Source organism: Bradyrhizobium sp. G127, from assembly GCF_021502575.1.
In the GTDB taxonomy this organism is placed as follows: domain Bacteria; phylum Pseudomonadota; class Alphaproteobacteria; order Rhizobiales; family Xanthobacteraceae; genus Afipia.
In genome coordinates this window covers 1,338,345-1,355,308 of the sequence record NZ_JAKFGN010000002.1, presented here as the reverse complement: position 1 = coordinate 1,355,308, position 16,964 = coordinate 1,338,345, and the positions used below count along the sequence as shown (strand labels likewise).

Annotated in this window: 16 protein-coding genes; 10 read left to right on the top strand and 6 right to left on the bottom strand. The window is 56.8% G+C overall.

What is annotated here, in order from left to right; all coding sequences use genetic code 11:
* Positions 1-6 precede the first annotated feature (6 nt).
* Positions 7-1,245, top strand: a complete 1,239-nt coding sequence (locus LVY71_RS18555; protein ID WP_235101315.1) for a glycosyltransferase family 4 protein — start codon at positions 7-9, stop codon at positions 1,243-1,245.
* A gap of 1,388 nt (positions 1,246-2,633) precedes the next feature.
* On the opposite strand, the gene arsJ is transcribed toward LVY71_RS18555, so the two are convergent.
* Genes arsJ through LVY71_RS18540 form a run of 3 tightly spaced genes read right to left on the bottom strand, consistent with a single transcriptional unit; the run spans position 2,634 to position 5,796 of the window.
* On the bottom strand, positions 2,634-3,869 hold the full coding sequence (gene arsJ / locus LVY71_RS18550) for an organoarsenical effux MFS transporter ArsJ (RefSeq protein ID WP_235101314.1): 1,236 nt from the start codon (positions 3,867-3,869) through the stop codon (positions 2,634-2,636).
* Complete coding sequence (locus LVY71_RS18545; RefSeq protein ID WP_235101313.1) at positions 3,866-4,909, bottom strand: ArsJ-associated glyceraldehyde-3-phosphate dehydrogenase; 1,044 nt, start codon at positions 4,907-4,909, stop codon at positions 3,866-3,868. The genes arsJ and LVY71_RS18545 overlap by 4 nt, the downstream gene beginning before the upstream one ends.
* An 11-nt stretch (positions 4,910-4,920) precedes the next feature.
* A complete protein-coding gene (locus tag LVY71_RS18540) occupies positions 4,921-5,796 on the bottom strand; it encodes a metalloregulator ArsR/SmtB family transcription factor (protein WP_235101312.1) in 876 nt (291 codons plus the stop codon).
* A 162-nt stretch (positions 5,797-5,958) separates the two neighbouring features.
* On the opposite strand from LVY71_RS18540, the gene pstS (LVY71_RS18535) reads away from it, so the two are divergent.
* The 7 genes from pstS (LVY71_RS18535) to phoB all read left to right on the top strand — a co-directional run bounded on the left by pstS (LVY71_RS18535) (position 5,959) and on the right by phoB (position 12,731).
* Positions 5,959-6,975: a phosphate ABC transporter substrate-binding protein PstS gene (gene pstS / locus LVY71_RS18535; RefSeq protein ID WP_235101311.1), complete on the top strand. Its 1,017-nt coding sequence runs from the start codon at positions 5,959-5,961 to the stop codon at positions 6,973-6,975.
* A gap of 478 nt (positions 6,976-7,453) precedes the next feature.
* Positions 7,454-8,464: a phosphate ABC transporter substrate-binding protein PstS gene (gene pstS, locus LVY71_RS18530; protein ID WP_235101310.1), complete on the top strand. Its 1,011-nt coding sequence runs from the start codon at positions 7,454-7,456 to the stop codon at positions 8,462-8,464.
* A 127-nt stretch (positions 8,465-8,591) separates the two neighbouring features.
* Positions 8,592-9,581: a phosphate ABC transporter permease subunit PstC gene (gene pstC, locus LVY71_RS18525; RefSeq protein WP_235101549.1), complete on the top strand. Its 990-nt coding sequence runs from the start codon at positions 8,592-8,594 to the stop codon at positions 9,579-9,581.
* Between the two features lie 3 nt (positions 9,582-9,584).
* Complete coding sequence (gene pstA, locus LVY71_RS18520) at positions 9,585-10,430, top strand: phosphate ABC transporter permease PstA (protein WP_235101309.1); 846 nt, start codon at positions 9,585-9,587, stop codon at positions 10,428-10,430.
* Entirely contained in the window at positions 10,427-11,257 is an 831-nt protein-coding gene (pstB, locus tag LVY71_RS18515) for a phosphate ABC transporter ATP-binding protein PstB (RefSeq protein ID WP_235101308.1), read from the top strand. Before pstA ends, pstB begins: the two co-directional genes overlap by 4 nt.
* 26 nt (positions 11,258-11,283) lie before the next feature.
* On the top strand, positions 11,284-12,000 hold the full coding sequence (phoU, locus tag LVY71_RS18510) for a phosphate signaling complex protein PhoU (protein WP_235101307.1): 717 nt from the start codon (positions 11,284-11,286) through the stop codon (positions 11,998-12,000).
* 29 nt (positions 12,001-12,029) lie between these two features.
* Positions 12,030-12,731, top strand: coding sequence for a phosphate regulon transcriptional regulator PhoB (phoB, locus tag LVY71_RS18505; RefSeq protein WP_235101306.1), 702 nt, complete (start codon positions 12,030-12,032; stop codon positions 12,729-12,731).
* A gap of 546 nt (positions 12,732-13,277) precedes the next feature.
* Here phoB and arsC read toward each other — a convergent pair.
* Genes arsC through LVY71_RS18490 form a run of 3 tightly spaced genes read right to left on the bottom strand, consistent with a single transcriptional unit; the run spans position 13,278 to position 15,087 of the window.
* The gene (gene arsC, locus LVY71_RS18500; RefSeq protein ID WP_235101305.1) at positions 13,278-13,682 is read right to left on the bottom strand and encodes an arsenate reductase (glutaredoxin); all 405 of its coding nucleotides are present in this window, start codon (positions 13,680-13,682) and stop codon (positions 13,278-13,280) included.
* On the bottom strand, positions 13,679-14,740 hold the full coding sequence (gene arsB / locus LVY71_RS18495; RefSeq protein ID WP_235101304.1) for an ACR3 family arsenite efflux transporter: 1,062 nt from the start codon (positions 14,738-14,740) through the stop codon (positions 13,679-13,681). The genes arsC and arsB overlap by 4 nt, the downstream gene beginning before the upstream one ends.
* On the bottom strand, positions 14,737-15,087 hold the full coding sequence (locus LVY71_RS18490; RefSeq protein ID WP_235101303.1) for an ArsR/SmtB family transcription factor: 351 nt from the start codon (positions 15,085-15,087) through the stop codon (positions 14,737-14,739). Before LVY71_RS18490 ends, arsB begins: the two co-directional genes overlap by 4 nt.
* Positions 15,088-15,200: 113 nt before the next feature.
* Here LVY71_RS18490 and LVY71_RS18485 point away from each other — a divergent pair, with 113 nt between their 5' ends.
* Entirely contained in the window at positions 15,201-15,518 is a 318-nt protein-coding gene (locus LVY71_RS18485; protein WP_235101302.1) for an ArsR/SmtB family transcription factor, read from the top strand.
* Positions 15,519-15,561: 43 nt separating this feature from the next.
* Positions 15,562-16,956 (top strand): NAD(P)-binding domain-containing protein, encoded by a 1,395-nt coding sequence (locus tag LVY71_RS18480; RefSeq protein ID WP_502797590.1) that lies wholly within the window; start codon positions 15,562-15,564, stop codon positions 16,954-16,956.
* The last annotated feature ends 8 nt before the right edge of the window (positions 16,957-16,964 follow it).

Here is a 16,964-nt window from a genome sequence, read left to right as displayed (position 1 = left end):
CGCGCAATGGGCAAAGGCGAAATCTATATTTTCGGGTTTCGAGGGTTTCCCGATGTCCAAGGTGGCGTTGAAACGCACGTCGAAAACCTCGCTCCGCAACTCGTCCGTCGAGGCTACCGTGTGACTGCTTGTGTGCGCTCGCCGTATGTCGATAACAAAGCCTCTATGGAATGGAAGGGAGTTCGGCTGCTTCGGCTCTGGACCGCGCGTAGTATCTATTTCGAGGCGCTCCTACACTCGCTGATCTGTGCTGTGGTCGCAGGAATTCGCAGGCCGCAAGTCGTGCACATCCAGGGCATTGGTCCCGCTCTCGTCACGCCCATCCTTCGAATCTTCGGGTTGCGGATCATCGTCACCCACCATGGCGAAGACTACAATCGCGAGAAGTGGGGTTGGGCAGCTCGCACCGTGTTGCGCCTCGGCGAAGCACTAGGGATGCGCTTCTCGCACAAGCGGATTGCCATCAGCCAAAGCATTCAAAAATTGGTCGCGGACAGATATGGCAAGTCCTGTGATGTCATTCCCAACGGGGTCGTGTTTTCAGATCCGCCAACTCGAACAGACAAAGTGGTCGAACTTGGTTTGGAACCGGGACGCTATGTTTTGACTGTAGGGCGACTAGTTCCCGAGAAGCGACAGATGGATCTTTTGCGCGCCTTCGCTGACGCGCGACTAAGCGGCTGGAAACTCGCAATAGTTGGCCGGATCGATCACAAGAACAAGTACGCCGACCTTCTGGCGTCGGAAGCGGCCCTTGCAGACAACGTCGTGATGGCTGGCTTTCAGAGCGGCGAGTCTTTACGTCAACTCTACGCTCACGCTGGGTTGTTTGTTTTGCCGTCTTCGCACGAGGGACTGCCCATCGTGCTCTTGGAGGCGCTCAGCTATGGGTTGCCCGTGCTGGTCAGCGATATTCCGTCAAATTTGGAAGTCATCGGTGATGCAGCGCGCGTTTTTAGAATGGGCAATATTGCGGATTTGAGCGGAAAGATCCGTGTCTTGACTGCTATGAAATTGGGCGCGGCGGAGCGCGAGGCGCTCAGGCGAGATTGTGCCCGTCGCTATGATTGGACCGAGATCGCCCAAAGAACCTCGGCGGCATACGACGAACTGGCCGATTCCAGGATCTTCTCACTCCCGCGCCGGGCCTTGATGCCATGGCAAGACAGGCAATCGAGTACGATAGGGGATGAGCTTCGGCGCTCACTTCGTCCTGCTCCCCAGCGCCCGCACCGACTGCCGTAAACATGCCACGCGCGGCCTTTCCCGGCACAGAGAAGGAAAACGTCTGGAATCATCCGCATTTGCAGGCGTCGGCCGCCATGCCCGCCTTGAATAGTAAGGCGGCTTGAATATCGAGAATTGGTTCAGCCGGAATACCTGGAGAACCGGGTTAAGAAAGTATCTTTGATGAATTGGAAATGAGAAATATTCTCGTCAAGGCGCGCAAGGCGCTCACGCGCATTCCGTATTTGTGCGTCAAACAAGTTGAGATGTTGCGTATCTAGATCCTCGCGCGTCAGATAGTCGTCTGTTCCATTGCCTTGTGCAACCGCGGCTCGCGCGAGTGTGTCGTCAAGGCGAAGACGAAGACCATCTCTTTCTTTCTCAGCTGCTGTCAACGCTGCATTGATCGCTATTGCGATCGACCTGATGCTCGCCGCGTCCGTCCGAAGATCGCGCTCGGCCGATCGAGCTCTAAACCCAAGCCCCGTTTTCGACATTGTGAATGGAACACGCACTCCGGACCTCGCGGTGTTTTCGGTAATCGTTGGGTAGGGTGCAGTCCTATTTCCTGTTTTTGTTTTTTGTTTGTAAAAATCTGGGGCAAAACGTCAAAGCTCACGGATTTCAACCACTTTGTATGACGATACGCCTCACTGAGTGAACAAAGTTGACGGTTCTCAAAACTGCGATGTCGCGTGGCAACCTGTGATGAACCGCGCGGTTGGAACCAGCTCAACGATGTGCTGGAACCTGGGAATGCTGGTGCTGAAGTTGCGATCGACCCGAACGCGCGCGCAAATCGGTTATGTGCGCGAGCAACAATTCAATAGAAAGCCTGATGTCCGACCTCATTCAGGACCGATGCGACGGCGATTTGCCGCTCCGGAGTTATTGGCAATAGTCAAATTTGAAGTGACGCGCGCTCCTATGACGCTGCAACCCGTTTCCCGGAGCAGGCCATGGGCTGGGCGGCACATACAAATTCATGGACACTCGAGACGGGCACTTCGATCTGGCTGGTCGCGGATACCCGCTCTTCGTGTCCACCAAACGGTGTCGACTTGCCAATACTTCTGGTGGATGGGGCGATTATCAACGGCCGGATACTTAGCTCATCGCCCTCAGAAATTGTCATTGAGCTATTTGGCTACTGCAGGCGGATGACTCCCGCCGTCCTTCGCTCACATGGTATGACGAATGAATTTCCCGGTACGGAATGGATATTGCGAGAGCTTGTGAAGAGATAGGTGAGGGCTCGCCAGTTTGTCCGAAACAGCGCGGCGATGTGTAAACTGCCGGCGTAGATATTTATTCCTCGTAAAGACGGTCGGGAACTGCGCTCGCTGATTGCTGTCAACCGCTCCAGCGGGCATGATCTGGCATGCTTTCGTTGCGCCCGATAAGTCCTAGGTTGCCGGTCTTGCGTTGATCGGGAGTGTGGAGGTGGGCAAGGCGAAGGTTAGTAGCCAGCACAGCACCAGCATGATAGCCGAGCCGATAAGGCATCCCGTCATTCCAGCGATCTGGTAGAGTAAACCAGATAATGTGATGCCGAGCAGTCGGCCCGCAGCGTTGGCTGCATAATAGAAGCCGACATCCTCGGCAGATTTCTCGGATCCTGCATATGCGAGGATGAGGTACGAATGCAGCGAGGAATTCACGGCGAAGGGAAGGCCGAACAGAGCCAACCCCGCGACCACCATGAGATCGGGCCGTCCAACGTTGACCGTGTGCATGATGACCGCCAGCAAAATCGGAATGGCTGCAAGGACGAGTGCCCACATCCGCGCCGCTGGAACCTCCCGGCTTAATCCATCCGCGCTTCGCCTAACCAACGAGGGCGCAATCGCCTGGATGCCGCCGTAGGCTATCGTCCATGCAGCGAGAAAGCCGCCGACCTCAAGAAAGCGCCAGCCGTTTGCATACAGGAAGACGGGCAAACCGACGACAAACCAGACATCGCGTGCGCCAAACATGAAAATGCGTGCCCCTGCCAAGAGGTTGACGCCCCTCGTTTTGCCGAAAAGCTCTTTTATCGTCTTGGACGATTTGGCTTTGCCAAGCTGGCGCGGCAGGAGGAACAAGCCTGCCAGAAAGATGACGCCGAGCAGGGCGGCCATCGCCCAAAGAGCGGGTCTGAAGCCGAGGACGTCGAGGAGCAGTCCGCCCACGAAGAAGCCGACACCCTTCATTGCATTCTTCGATCCCGTGAACCAAGCAACCCACCGGAAAAGTTGGCCGCTTCCTTCGGATGAAGTTGCTTTGATCGCAGATTTAGAGGCGGTCTTGGTCAGATCCTTAGCGACACCGGCCACCCCCTGCGCTGCGACGACCCACGCAACGGAAAATGCGGCGCTCCACTGCGGATCGAGGAACGACAGCATGATCAATCCGGCGATCTGCAGAACTTGCCCGGCCGCAAGCATGCGGGGAATTCCGTACTTGGAAGCAAAATAGCCACCGGCAAGGTTTGCCGCGATGCCAGCCGCTTCGTAAAGCAGGAACAGAAAAGCCAACGTGAAGGGCGTGTATCCGAGGCGAAAGAAGTGAAACAGAACCAGCATACGCAACGCGCCGTCAACAAGAGTGAACCCCCAATACGACGCGGTTACGATGAGATAGTTTCTTGCGGTCGCTGTCATGTGCCAGCCCTCGCGACGATATTCGCCAAATCTACCATGCGGCAGACATACCCAATCTCGTTGTCGTACCAAGCATAGACCTTGAGGAGCGTTTCGTCGGTCACCATGGTACTAAGCGCGTCTACGATGGAACTGCGCGGGTCGTTATTGTAGTCAGCCGAAACAAGCGCGCGGCTCTCCACGCCGAGAATGCCTGCCAGGACGCTTTGGGACGCTGATCTAAATAGAGCGTTGACTTCCTCAACAGTCGTCGAACGTTTCAATTCAAATACACAATCCGTCAGACTGGCGTTGAGAACCGGCACTCGCACGGCGTGGCCATTCAATTTGCCCTTAAGCTCGGGATAGATCAGCGATATGGCGGTGGCGCTTCCGGTCGTTGTAGGCTGCATTGACGCCATTGCAGATCGCGCTCGCCGCAAGTCCTTATGGGGCGCATCGACTACGACGTTCGTATTCGTGGGGTTGTGGATGGTGGTAATTTGTCCATGCCGAATGCCGATCGCTTCTTGGATAACCTTTACGACCGGTGCCAGGCAATTGGTTGTGCAGGACGCAGCAGTGAGCAAACGATGTTTTGCAGGATCATAGAGTTGGTCATTCACGCCCACCACAATATTGAGCGCCGCCTCATCCTTAACGGGCGCTGCCACGATGACTCTTTTCACACCCCGATCAAAGTAGGCTTTGAGCTGGTCTGGCTTTAAAAACTTGCCGGTGCACTCCAGCACGACATCGCAGCCGAGATCGCCCCAAGCCACTTCACCCGGACTTCCAAGCTCACTGAATCCGATTCGCGTTCGACCAACAGTGATCGATTTTTCATTTTCAACTTCGATGGGGATGTTCCACCGCCCATGGATGCTATCGAATTCGAGCAGATGAGCGGTTGCCTCAATTCCACCTTTGACTTCATTGATGTGAACGATGTCGAGCCGGTTTTGCGATCGAGGATCGCTGTCCGGACGGTGAATTCCGCCAAATGCCGCGCGCAGCACCAGCCGCCCCATGCGGCCCATGCCGTTGATACCAACTTTCATATGAACTCCTATTAGGGTGATACGCGCGTGGTGTCGCCGATTTCGTCCAACCTTGCCTTTAGCGCCATGCGGTCGAGCGCGGCGAACGGCAGGCTGACGAAGATTTCGATGCGGCGCCGGATCATTGCGTAGAGTTCGTTCAACAGCGTGGTTCGTTCCGACTTGGATCCGGTGAACTGCGCGGGGTCCGGGAGAGGCCAGGCACCGGTGACGAACTTTTTTCCGAGATCGGGACAGAACTGGCCTTGCGGCGTGTCGCAAAGTGCAATGACAAAATCCATCCGAGGCGCTTCCGATCCAGAGAACTCATCCCACGATTTGCATCGCAGATGGGTGATGTCGTGGCCCAAGTGGCTCAATCGATCGAGTACCTCCTGCATCGGGGCTTTCGCCGGATCTGATCCCGCGGAATAGACGTTGAAACGTCCCCTGCCGATCTTGGTCAGAAGCGCCTCGGCCATGATCGACCGTGCGGAGTTGTGCGTGCAGAGGAACAGCACGTTGAAGGCGGGCGCTATGACGTCTGGCTGGGTCTCGTTCTTCTCGATCGAGGTCACGCTCGCATCTGGAAGAATGCCGCATAGTTCCGGCTTCCCGTTGCAGCAATCACGCGCCAGAAAATCGATTAGTCCGCGAAAGCCGTTGACGTCGGCCCGGTAGTTCACCGTCCGCCCATCTTTCTCTGCGGCAATCAGGCCGGCGCGCGTGAGAATCGCAAGATGGTTCGACATTGTATTGTGAGGGACCTCACATCGCCGGGCGATCTCTCCCGCAGCGACGCCTTCAGGATGAGCCGCAAGCAAAAGCCGCAGCGCCTGGAGCCTGGTTGGCTGCGCGAGTGATCCAAAACCTTCGATTGCGGTTTCAATGACGCTTGCCTGATCCATCGTCAGCCCTCGCGATATCCTTCTTTTATGTCGATACTAATCGACAAGTTAAGTGACCCACTGATGACGGGCCAAGGTTTTTGTGTCGGTTTTGCTGTCATTTCCCCATCACATGTAGTCTGTATGTCGAGACTGATAGACATATAGCAAAAGGGGAGCCAAATGCACAAGCTTTGTCAGGCACTCGTTCTGGCCACTGCAATCAGTTTTCCAGTGGCCGCTGCAGGCGCAGCCGAAACTGCCGGGGCGGGATCGACGTTCGTTTTTCCGATTCTTTCGAAGTGGGCAGCTGACTACCAAACGAAGACAGGCGACAAGATCAACTACCAGTCGATCGGATCTGGCGCCGGCTTGCAGCAGATACGCTCATCTATCGTGGACTTCTGTGCTTCCGACATGCCACTGAAGCCGGATGAATTGGCAAAGGACGGGTTAAGGCAGTTTCCTCTGGTGATTGGGGGCGTTGTTCCAGTCGTAAATATCGAGGGCGTCCGTGCAGGCGACCTGCATTTTACGGGAACTGTTTTGGCCGACATATTCCTCGGTAAGATCAAATCGTGGGATGATCCAGCGATCCGCTCGCTGAACCCAACCATCAATCTTCCTGCAGCGGCTATCTCCGTCGTTCACCGCTCCGACGGATCGGGGACGACTTTTAATTGGGCCAACTATCTTGCCAAGATGAGCCCCGAATGGAAGCAGAAGGTTGGTGAAGGAACGACGGTTGAATGGCCGGTAGGTGCAGGCGGCAAAGGCAACGATGGGGTCGCGGCTTTTGTCGCGCTGGCTAAAAATTCGATTGGCTACGTTGAATACACCTACGCCGTGCAAAACAAGCTAGCATACGGACTTGTGCAGAACAGAGCCGGCCGGTTCGTTCAGCCAAGCGCCGAGACGTTTCAGGCCGCCGCGGCTGGGGCTGACTGGGGCGCATCAAAGGACTTCTTTTTGATCATGACCGACGCGCCTGGTGAGAACGCGTTTCCAATCACCGCCACGGCATTCGTCATCATGCATAAACAACCAAAGAACATGTCGCGCTCGAAGGTCGCTATGGATTTCTTCAAATGGGCGCTGGAAAGCGGACAAGCACAGGCAGAATCGCTGCACTATGTGCCGCTGCCTAAATCCCTCGTGCGGCAGGTCGAAAATCATCTGAAGTCAGAATTTGGACAGTGACTGACAATGAGCCGCCGCCGAGCCCATGTTCGGCGGCGAGCTAGTTCTCTATGCAATCGCATTGTCTAGCTTAAAGTGCGAACGCCGCTGCGAAAGGGCGGAATCTCACGATATCACCGTAGTCTGCATCGCCCACATTCGGCCAGGTCGATTGTGGCCAACGCGGTCGTGGCGATCACAAGCATTGTAAGTTCTCAGTCCATATCATCTCGGTATGTGATTACGGGCGACTGAATCGAACCCTTCCAAGACCATAACCTTGCATATTTTTCTTCGTATTCTGCGTACTAACTTTTGCGAGACTCTGGGGCTGTGGAATTTCCTTTTATAATTCAAGTATTTGACTAAGAAGCATGACGCGCCGCGATGTCATACGACTGTCATGCAGCTTACATAAAAAGTGCAGGCTCAGTCTCCTAAAGAGGCGGCCTTGAGGCGATCCCACGATGGTGCCTCGCTCACAATATGGAGAGACCCAGTGAATTTCATCAAAACAATCGTCGCTGCCGGCCTTGTTGCCGCGTCGACGTCGGCCTTTGCCGCTGACATCACCGGAGCGGGCGCGACGTTCCCGTTCCCCGTCTATTCGAAATGGGCCGATGCCTACAAGAAGGAGACCGGCAACGGCCTGAACTATCAGTCGATCGGTTCCGGCGCTGGCATCAAGCAGATCCAGGCCAAGACCGTGACTTTCGGCGCGACCGACGCGCCGCTTAAGGCCGAACAGCTCGAGAAGGACGGTCTCATTCAGTGGCCGATGGTGATGGGCGCGATCGTGCCCGTCGTGAACCTCGAAGGCATCAAGCCGGGCGAACTGGTGCTGTCCGGCGAACTGCTCGGTGACATCTATCTGGGCAAGGTCACCAAGTGGAACGACCCCGCGATCGTTAAGCTGAACCCGAAACTCGCGCTGCCGTCGGACGCCATCACTGTGGTGCGCCGTTCGGACGGTTCGGGAACGACCTTCAACTTCACCGACTACCTGTCGAAGGCCAGCACCGAGTGGAAGGCCAAGGTTGGTCAAGGAACCGCTGTTGAGTGGCCCACCGGCGTCGGCGCCAAGGGTAACGAAGGTGTCGCCGGCAACGTCGGCCAGACCAAGAACTCGATCGGTTATGTCGAGTACGCCTACGCCAAGCAGAATAAGCTGACGTACGCCGCGATGATCAACAAGGCCGGCAAGACCGTCCAGCCGACTGTTGCCGCGTTCCAGGCTGCTGCGTCCAATGCCGATTGGGCCAAGGCGCCCGGCTATTATGTGATCCTGACCGACCAGCCGGGCGAAGCTTCGTGGCCAATCACTGCTGCGACCTTCATCCTGATGCACAAGGTTCCAGTCGACAAGGCTGCGTCTGCGGAAGCGATCAAGTTCTTCAAGTGGTCGTTCGAAAAGGGCGACAAGATGGCTGAAGAACTCGACTACATCCCGATGCCTGAGCCCGTGGTCAAGCTGATCGAAAAGACATGGTCGGCTGACATCAAGAGCTAAGCAAGTTTTCCGGAGGAGAGGCCTGCCTCTCCTCCGTCTTTCTCGGTGACAAAGTTCGGTGCCCGCATGATGTGCGCAGCATCCAGACTCAACTAGAATAATTCGACAGGGGACTAGCGTGGCAGAGATGGCCGTTCAGAGCACCTCAATGGAAGCAGCCGGGCCTTACGATCGTGCAAAAGCTCTGAGCGCATTCAAGTTCGGCGACAAGGCTTTCTATTGGACCACCCGAGCCTGCGCACTTGCCGTTCTTCTCATTCTCGGTGGCATCATTCTCTCCCTGATTGCGGGTGCATGGCCTGCGATGAAGGAGTACGGTTTCGCGTTTCTCTGGACGCAGCGCTGGGCGCCATCGGCTGATCCTCCGGTGCTCGGTGCGCTCGGTCCGATCTACGGCACGCTGGTGACGTCGATCATCGCGATGATCATCGCCATCCCGGTCGGGATCGGCATCGCAATTTTCCTGACCGAGCTTTGTCCGCAATGGCTGCGCCGCCCCATCGGGATGGCGGTCGAATTGCTAGCCGGCGTTCCTTCGATCATCTACGGCATGTGGGGTTTTTTCGTGCTGGGCCCGTTCCTGGCGAATACGTTCCAGCCTTTCATGATCCGGCTGTTTGATGGCGTTCCCGTCCTCGGCTCCATCTTCGCCGGCCCGCCGTCCTATCTCAGCCTGTTCAACGCAGCGCTGATTCTTGCGATCATGGTGCTGCCCTTCATCACCTCGATTTCAGTCGACGTGTTCAAGACGGTGCCGCCGGTGTTGAAGGAAGCGGCCTACGGCGTCGGCTGCACCACATGGGAAGTCGTCCGCAACGTCGTGATCCCCTATACAAAGGTTGGCGTGATCGGCGGCATCATGCTTGCGCTCGGCCGTGCGCTCGGCGAGACGATGGCCGTCACGTTCATCATCGGCAATTCGTTCCGGATATCCTCATCGGTCTTTGCCCCGGGCACGACGATTTCAGCCGCCATCGCCAGCGAGTTCGCCGAGAGCGACGGCCTCCATCAGTCGGGTCTCATTCTGCTCGGCTTGTTGCTGTTTGTTCTCACATTCTTCGTGCTGGCTGCTGCGCGGCTCATGCTGATGCGTCTTGAGAAGAAGGCGGGAAACTAAATTATGAACCCGATTTATACTTCCCGCCGCCGCTGGGACATCGTGATCCGCTTCCTGTGCCTCGGCGCGGCCGTGTTTGGCGTCACTTGGCTGGCGCTGATCCTGTTCACGCTGTTCTACAACGGCCTTGCGGGCCTGAATCTTCAGGTCTTCACGCAAAATACGCCGCCGCCCGGCTCAACCGAAGGTGGATTGCTCAACGCCATCGTTGGTTCGATCATCATGACGGTGCTCGGTGTCGGCATCGGCGCGCCGATCGGACTGTTTGCCGGCACCTATCTTGCTGAATACGGCAAGCACGACCGGCTGACCTCAGTGATCCGCTTTATCAACGATATTCTGCTGAGCGCGCCGTCGATCATCATTGGCCTGTTCGTCTACGGCGCAATCGTGGTGCCGATGGGCGGCTTCTCGGCATTGGCTGGCACGCTGGCCTTGGCTGTCATCGTCATCCCGGTCGTGGTGCGTACCACCGAGGATATGCTCGGACTGGTTCCCAATCCACTGCGGGAAGCTGCGTCAGCTCTTGGTTTGCCCCGCTCACTCGTCATCAAGCGCATCGCCTATCGTGCTGCGCGTGCCGGCCTTATCACCGGCGTGCTGCTGGCGACGGCACGTGTCGCCGGCGAGACGGCGCCCCTGTTGTTCACCGCGCTCAGCAACCAGTTCTTCAGCCTCGATCTTACCAAGACGATGGCTAACCTGCCGGTGACGATCAACAACTTCGTCCAGAGTCCCTACGAGTACTGGAAACAACTTGCCTGGACCGGGGCTTTGCTGATCACCTTGACCGTACTTGCCCTTAACATTGGCGCACGCATTCTCGGCGCCGAGAGGACGATGAAATGAACGAGCAGCTTTCTGTTAGCGTAGACACATCTCGTGGCGCGCCCGTACCGGGTGCAGCCATTCATCAGGACGCACGAGCCAAGGTGACCGCGCGCGACCTCAATTTTTACTACGGCGAAAACCATGCGCTGAAGAACATCAACCTGGTTCTCGGCGAGAACCGTGTGACCGCGTTCATCGGCCCGTCGGGCTGTGGCAAGTCGACCCTGCTGCGGATTTTCAACCGCATGTACGACCTCTACCCGGGGCAGCGCGCCGTAGGCCAGCTCATGTTGGACAACACCAACATCCTCGATCCGAAGCTGGATCTCAATCTGTTGCGGGCGCGTATTGGTATGGTGTTCCAGAAGCCGACGCCGTTCCCGATGACCATCTATGAAAACATCGCATTCGGCATTCGGCTTTATGAGAAGATCTCGAAGTCGGAAATGGACGGCCGCGTCGAGGCTGCGCTGAAGGGCGGCGCACTCTGGAACGAGGTCAAGGACAAGCTGAATGCCAGTGGCCTCAGCCTGTCGGGCGGCCAGCAGCAGCGCCTTTGCATCGCGCGCACGGTCGCCGTTCGGCCGGAAGTCATCCTGTTCGACGAGCCTTGCTCAGCGCTTGATCCGATCTCGACGGCCAAGGTCGAGGAATTGATCCAGGAGCTGAAGGAAGATTACACGATCGCCATCGTGACGCATAATATGCAGCAGGCGGCCCGTGTATCGGACAAGACCGCGTTCATGTACCTTGGCGAGCTAGTCGAGTTCGACGATACCAACAAAATATTCACGTCGCCGACCGATCGGCGCACGCAGGATTACATCACCGGCCGCTTCGGCTGACGCGCATTTTGCGGGAGAGACATATCATGGGTTCAGATCATACCGCCAAGGCGTTCGACGAAGACCTTCAGGAACTCAACCGGCTTGTCGCCGAAATGGGGGGCTTGGCCGAACGGCAGATCGTCGATTCTGTCGATGCGCTGATCCGGCGCGACGTGACGCTGGGCAATCGTGTCGTGACCTCCGATCTCGACATCGACAGGCTGCAGCACCTGATTGAAGAGCGCGCCGTGCTGACCATCGCGCGCAGGCAGCCGATGGCTGTGGACCTGCGCGAGATAGTCGGCGCCATGCGTGTCGCCATCGACCTTGAGCGGATCGGTGATCTCGCCAAGAATATCGCGAAGCGTGTCGCCGCGCTCGACAGCGATTTCCATCCGCTGAAGCTGATCCGTGGCCTGGAGCATATGACCGATCTCGTGCAGTCGCAGGTGAAGTCGGTGCTGGATGCCTATGCCGCTCACGATCTTCCTGCCGCGATGACGGTGTGGAAGGGTGATGAGGAAGTGGACGCGATCTGCACCTCGCTGTTCCGCGAATTGCTGACCTATATGATGGAAGACCCGCGCAATATCGGTTTCTGTATTCACCTGATGTTCTGTGCAAAGAACATCGAACGGATCGGCGACCACGCGACCAACATCGCCGAGACGGTTTTCTACATGATTGAAGGCCAGCAGATGCTCGATCAGCGCCCCAAGGGCGACATGACGACTTTTGCAACGGCCGCGTCAGGCAACTAACTGAAGGATAATGAATTGAAGGATCGGACATGAGCGCCCGTATTCTTGTGGTCGAGGACGAAGAAGCGTTGACGACGCTGCTTCGCTATAATCTGGATGCCGAAGGTTACGATGTCGAAACCGTCGCCCGCGGCGATGATGCCGACACCCGGCTCAAGGAACACATCCCCGACCTCATTGTGTTGGACTGGATGCTCCCGGGTCTGTCCGGAATTGAGCTTTGCCGCCGCTTGCGCGCACGGCAGGAGACCAAGCAAATTCCGATCATCATGCTGACCGCGCGCGGCGAGGAAAGCGAACGGGTGAGGGGGCTTGCCACCGGCGCGGACGACTACATCGTTAAGCCGTTCTCCGTGCCCGAGCTCTTGGCCCGCGTGAAAGGCCTTTTGCGGCGCGCCAGTCCCGAGCGTCTCGCCACGGTTCTTGCCTTCGGCGACATCGAGTTGGACCGGGACCGGCGACGTGTCGCCCGCTCGGGCCGCCCGATCGATCTTGGGCCTACGGAATATCGTCTGCTCGAGTTCTTCCTTGAGCATCCGGGTCGTGTGTTCAGCCGCGAACAGCTCCTGGACGGTGTATGGGGCCGCGACATCTATATCGATGAGCGAACGGTAGACGTGCACATCGGCCGGCTTAGGAAGCTCCTTAATCTCGGCCGTGAGACGGATCCAATCCGCACTGTTCGCGGCGCCGGCTACGCTCTCGATGACCGCTTCGCGAAGGCCGAATAACACCCCCTCTTTTCTAATATTGAAAGATTGGCAAACTTTGTAGAGAAGTTTCCCGATCTGTAGTGCCGCAGAGTTTTTGCGGGATCGTCACGAAGGGGCGGCCCCCTGCAACTATCATTGCGACAGTTCTGCTATTTGCCGTGTTCATGCAGTGCGGCGGAGAACCACTGTCAAGAAATGCCCTTAAGGAATTTACTCGGAGGCGGATTCACCGGTGGGTATGAATGCCGCAAACGATGAGAATATACCGCTACGGTGAGCTATAGCGGACCGGAAAGGGAATCGGTGCATTCGATGAATGTGGAGGTAGGAGACTACTAGATCCAAATGGCCAAAGAAATCCCGATACCGAAGTCGGGTGCCGGATAGTTTCAGAAGCGGTTGCTGGGTCGGACGTCGAAACGTTTAAGTAGCTTCGATAAGTCTTGAACGGAGCCACGCCGATAGTGATCAAGCGAATACTGCCCTGACGATCAATATGAGCGTGCTATGCTGCAGGATCAAACCGGCAAGGCATTTGGACGGATGTTAGATAAGTCAATAAACTTAGGCTGTATTGATAATCTCGCCATCTTCCTTGACGAACTTTCCGATATGCGGGTTCGGCAGAATATCGAGGATGGCTTCGGATGGACGGCAGAGCTTGACGCCTTTCGGTGTAACCACGATCGGCCGATTGATAAGGATAGGCTGTGTCAGCATTATATCGACCAGTTCGTCGTCAGTCCATTTCGCATCGTCGAGCCCAAGATCAGCATAGGGTGTGCCTCTCTGGCGAAGCAGTGCGCGCACAGACATTCCCATCGCTGCAATCAGCTCCAGCAATCTGGTTCGGGTTGGCGGAGTTTTTAGGTACTCAATGATCTCTGGCTCGACACCGCTCTGGCGGATCATGGCGAGCGCGTTGCGGGACGTCCCGCAGTCGGGGTTGTGATAGATCGTTATGCTCACGACCGTCCCTCTACCTTTGAGGCTGCTGCAGGTGACGACGAGCCGGCGTCATACCATTCGCGCGTTGCTTTCACGATTTTGACGACAGATAGCATCACCGGGACTTCCACAAGAACGCCGACAACGGTCGCAAGCGCTGCGCCGGAATTGAGGCCGAATAGGCTAATGGCAGCGGCAACCGCCAACTCGAAGAAATTGCTGGCTCCGATAAGGGCGGCCGGCGCGGCCACACACCACGCGACTCCGAAACGCCGACTGAGCCAATACGCGAGGCCTGCATTCAGGTAGACCTGAATCAGAATTGGTACGGCCAGGATAAGGATGACCAAGGGTTGAGCCAGGATTTGCTCGCCCTGAAATGCGAATAGCAACACCAGGGTCGCGAGTAACGCAACCAGAGACACCGGTTGCAACCGGTGCATGACCAGGTTGAAAGCTGGAGTTCCTTCGACCAAAAGCCAGCGGCGCCATAGCTGAGCGATGACGACTGGAACAACGATGTAGAGCAGAACCGAAAGGAGCAAGGTGGCCCAAGGTACCGAGATCGAGGCAACGCCGAGCAACAAGCCAACGAGCGGTGCAAACAAGAAAATCATCAGCACGTCGTTGAGGGCGACCTGACTCAATGTGAAATGCGGTTCACCTTCACACAGGTTCGACCAGACGAACACCATCGCCGTGCATGGCGCAGCAGCCAAAAGAATGAGGCCGGCGATATAGGACGAGATCTGTCCAGCGGGGAGCATGGGGGCGAATACATGCCCGATAAAAAATGTCCCTAGCAGAGCCATCGAAAACGGCTTCACTGCCCAGTTGATGAACAATGTCACGCCGACGCCGCGCCAATGTTCTTTGACTTGCCCGAGCGCGCCAAAATCGATCTTCAGCAGCATCGGGATGATCATCAGCCAGATCAATAACGCCACCGGCAGGTTGACCCTTGCCACTTCCGCGCCAGCAATTGTCGCAAACACCCCAGGCATGACATGCCCCAGTGCAATGCCCGCCACGATGCACAGCGCGACCCAAACGGATAGATAACGCTCGAAAATGCTCATCGTTTTCCTTTTGGCGAGCAACGGGGTTGGAGGCTGGCAATCAGCGATTCACACAAATCAGCGCGCCCCCCGCAGCAGTCCCGAATCATGAACAAGGTGAGTTCCTGAAGCGCCGAGATCTTTGCGCGATAAAGGATGGTGCGGCTCTCGCGTTCGCCTTCGATCAGACCTGCTCGCGCCAAAATGGCCAAGTGAGCCGACATTGTGTTTTGTGGAACACCAACCCGGCGAGCCAATTCCCCCGCTGGAACGCCTTCTGGCTCGTGCTTCACAAGCAGCCGAAATGTGTCTAGTCGCGTTACTTGGGCGAGCGCAGCCAATGCGTCGATAGCCTCAGTTTTTTTCATATATCCAGATTAATGGATTTGTTTGCTGCTGTCAATCCACGCTCCTGCGATCGATTGTTCGAAAATTCTAGAAATATGGTTGACCTGTGCTCATCGTAGTGGGATGTTGCGGCATGAAGATCGATGACGCAGCAGCTCGCCTTGAGGCGCTCGGAAGTCCCACCCGGTTGAAGATATATCGCACTTTGGTTCGTGCCGGACGTGCGGGGATGCCCGTTGGCCGTCTCGGCGAGAAGCTCAAGGTCGCCAGTTCGACGATGTCCTATCATCTCAAGGCGCTCATGGCGGTGGGTTTGGTTTTTCAGAAGCGGGATGGGGTGACGCTCATCTGTCACGCGGAATACGACACGATGCGCGGGCTGGTCGATTTCCTGGCGGCGGAATGTTGCGTGGATGAAGCGGAGTGCTCGGACGCAAAATCAATTGCGTGAATTTTACGGCCATATAATTCTAAGATTCTGGAAATATGGGATAATGAAGATGATGAAGAAAGTAGCTATCATAGGAGCAGGTCCCGTTGGCCTTGCCGCAGCTGCTCATGTCATGGAGCGCGGCATGGAGCCAATCGTGCTTGAGGCCGGACCAACGGCCGGACATGCTGTCAGGCAGTGGAAACACGTCCAGTTGTTCTCGCCCTGGGAATACAATGTGGACAAGGCGGCCGCGAGATTGCTCTTTGCAACGGGCTGGAATTCTCCGGATCCTCATGTCTATCCGACCGGCGCCGACTTGATCGAGCGATATGTGAATCCCCTTGCCACGAAGACACGGCTTAAGGATCACATCCTGACCACCAGCGAGGTCACCGGCATAAGCCGCCAAGGCTTCGACCGACTAAAAACTAAGGGTCGTGAACAGGCGCAATTCGAAATCCTATATCGAAATACCCACTTTCCGGAGGGTTTGGGGGAAAAGGTTGTGCGCGCGGACGTGGTCATTGACGCTTCCGGCACCTGGTCAACTCCGAACCCGGCGGGTGCCAACGGATTGTGTGCAATCGGAGAGAAGGAATCAGCCAGCAAGATCGCCTATGCGATGCCCGATGTGCTAGGAGCAGACCGGGCTCGGTATGCTGGAAAGACTGTGGCTGTTCTGGGGGCGGGTCACTCTGCAATCGGGACGCTGACCGATCTGGCCGAGTTGAAGACCCAAGTGCCAGGAACCGAAGTCATTTGGCTGCTGCGCGGTGACAATCCTGCAAAAGCTTTCGGCGGAGGTGCGAGCGATAAGCTCGCCGCTCGTGGGGAGCTTGGATATTCCTTCGCGGCGTTGGTCGCAGCGGGTAGAATTAAAGTGGAACCCGCTTTTGGGACTACTCACGTCACTATCGAGGACGAACGGTTAAGAATCGCGGCGGGCTCAGCTTGTTGCGGTCGCCATGTCATTGCCGACGAACTCATCGTTGCTACGGGATTTCGGCCTAATTTCGACTTCCTGCGTGAGCTTCGCATCCAGCTCGATCCTGCAATCGAATGCCCGATAGCGCTGGCCCCCTTGATTGACCCCAACGAGCATAGCTGCGGAACGGTCCGACCGCATGGTGCCCGTGAGCTCGCGCAGGATGAACCTGGGTTTTATTTCGCGGGCATGAAAAGCTATGGCCGGGCGCCGACTTTCCTCATGATGACGGGATACGAACAGGTCCGCTCGATCGCGGCGGACATCGCGGGCGACAAGGAAGCAGCCGAGCGCGTTGAGCTCGAGCTTCCAGAAACGGGCGTCTGCACATGCGGCGGCGTGGAGGGCGACTCAGCGTCAGCGGGATGTTGCGGCGATCCAGCTCCCGTCGGCGAGAACCCCTGCTGCGTGGAGGACGTTATGGCAAAGGAGAGGGGTAAGGCCGGATGCGGTTGTGGAGATAAGGCTTAGGCGTCGAG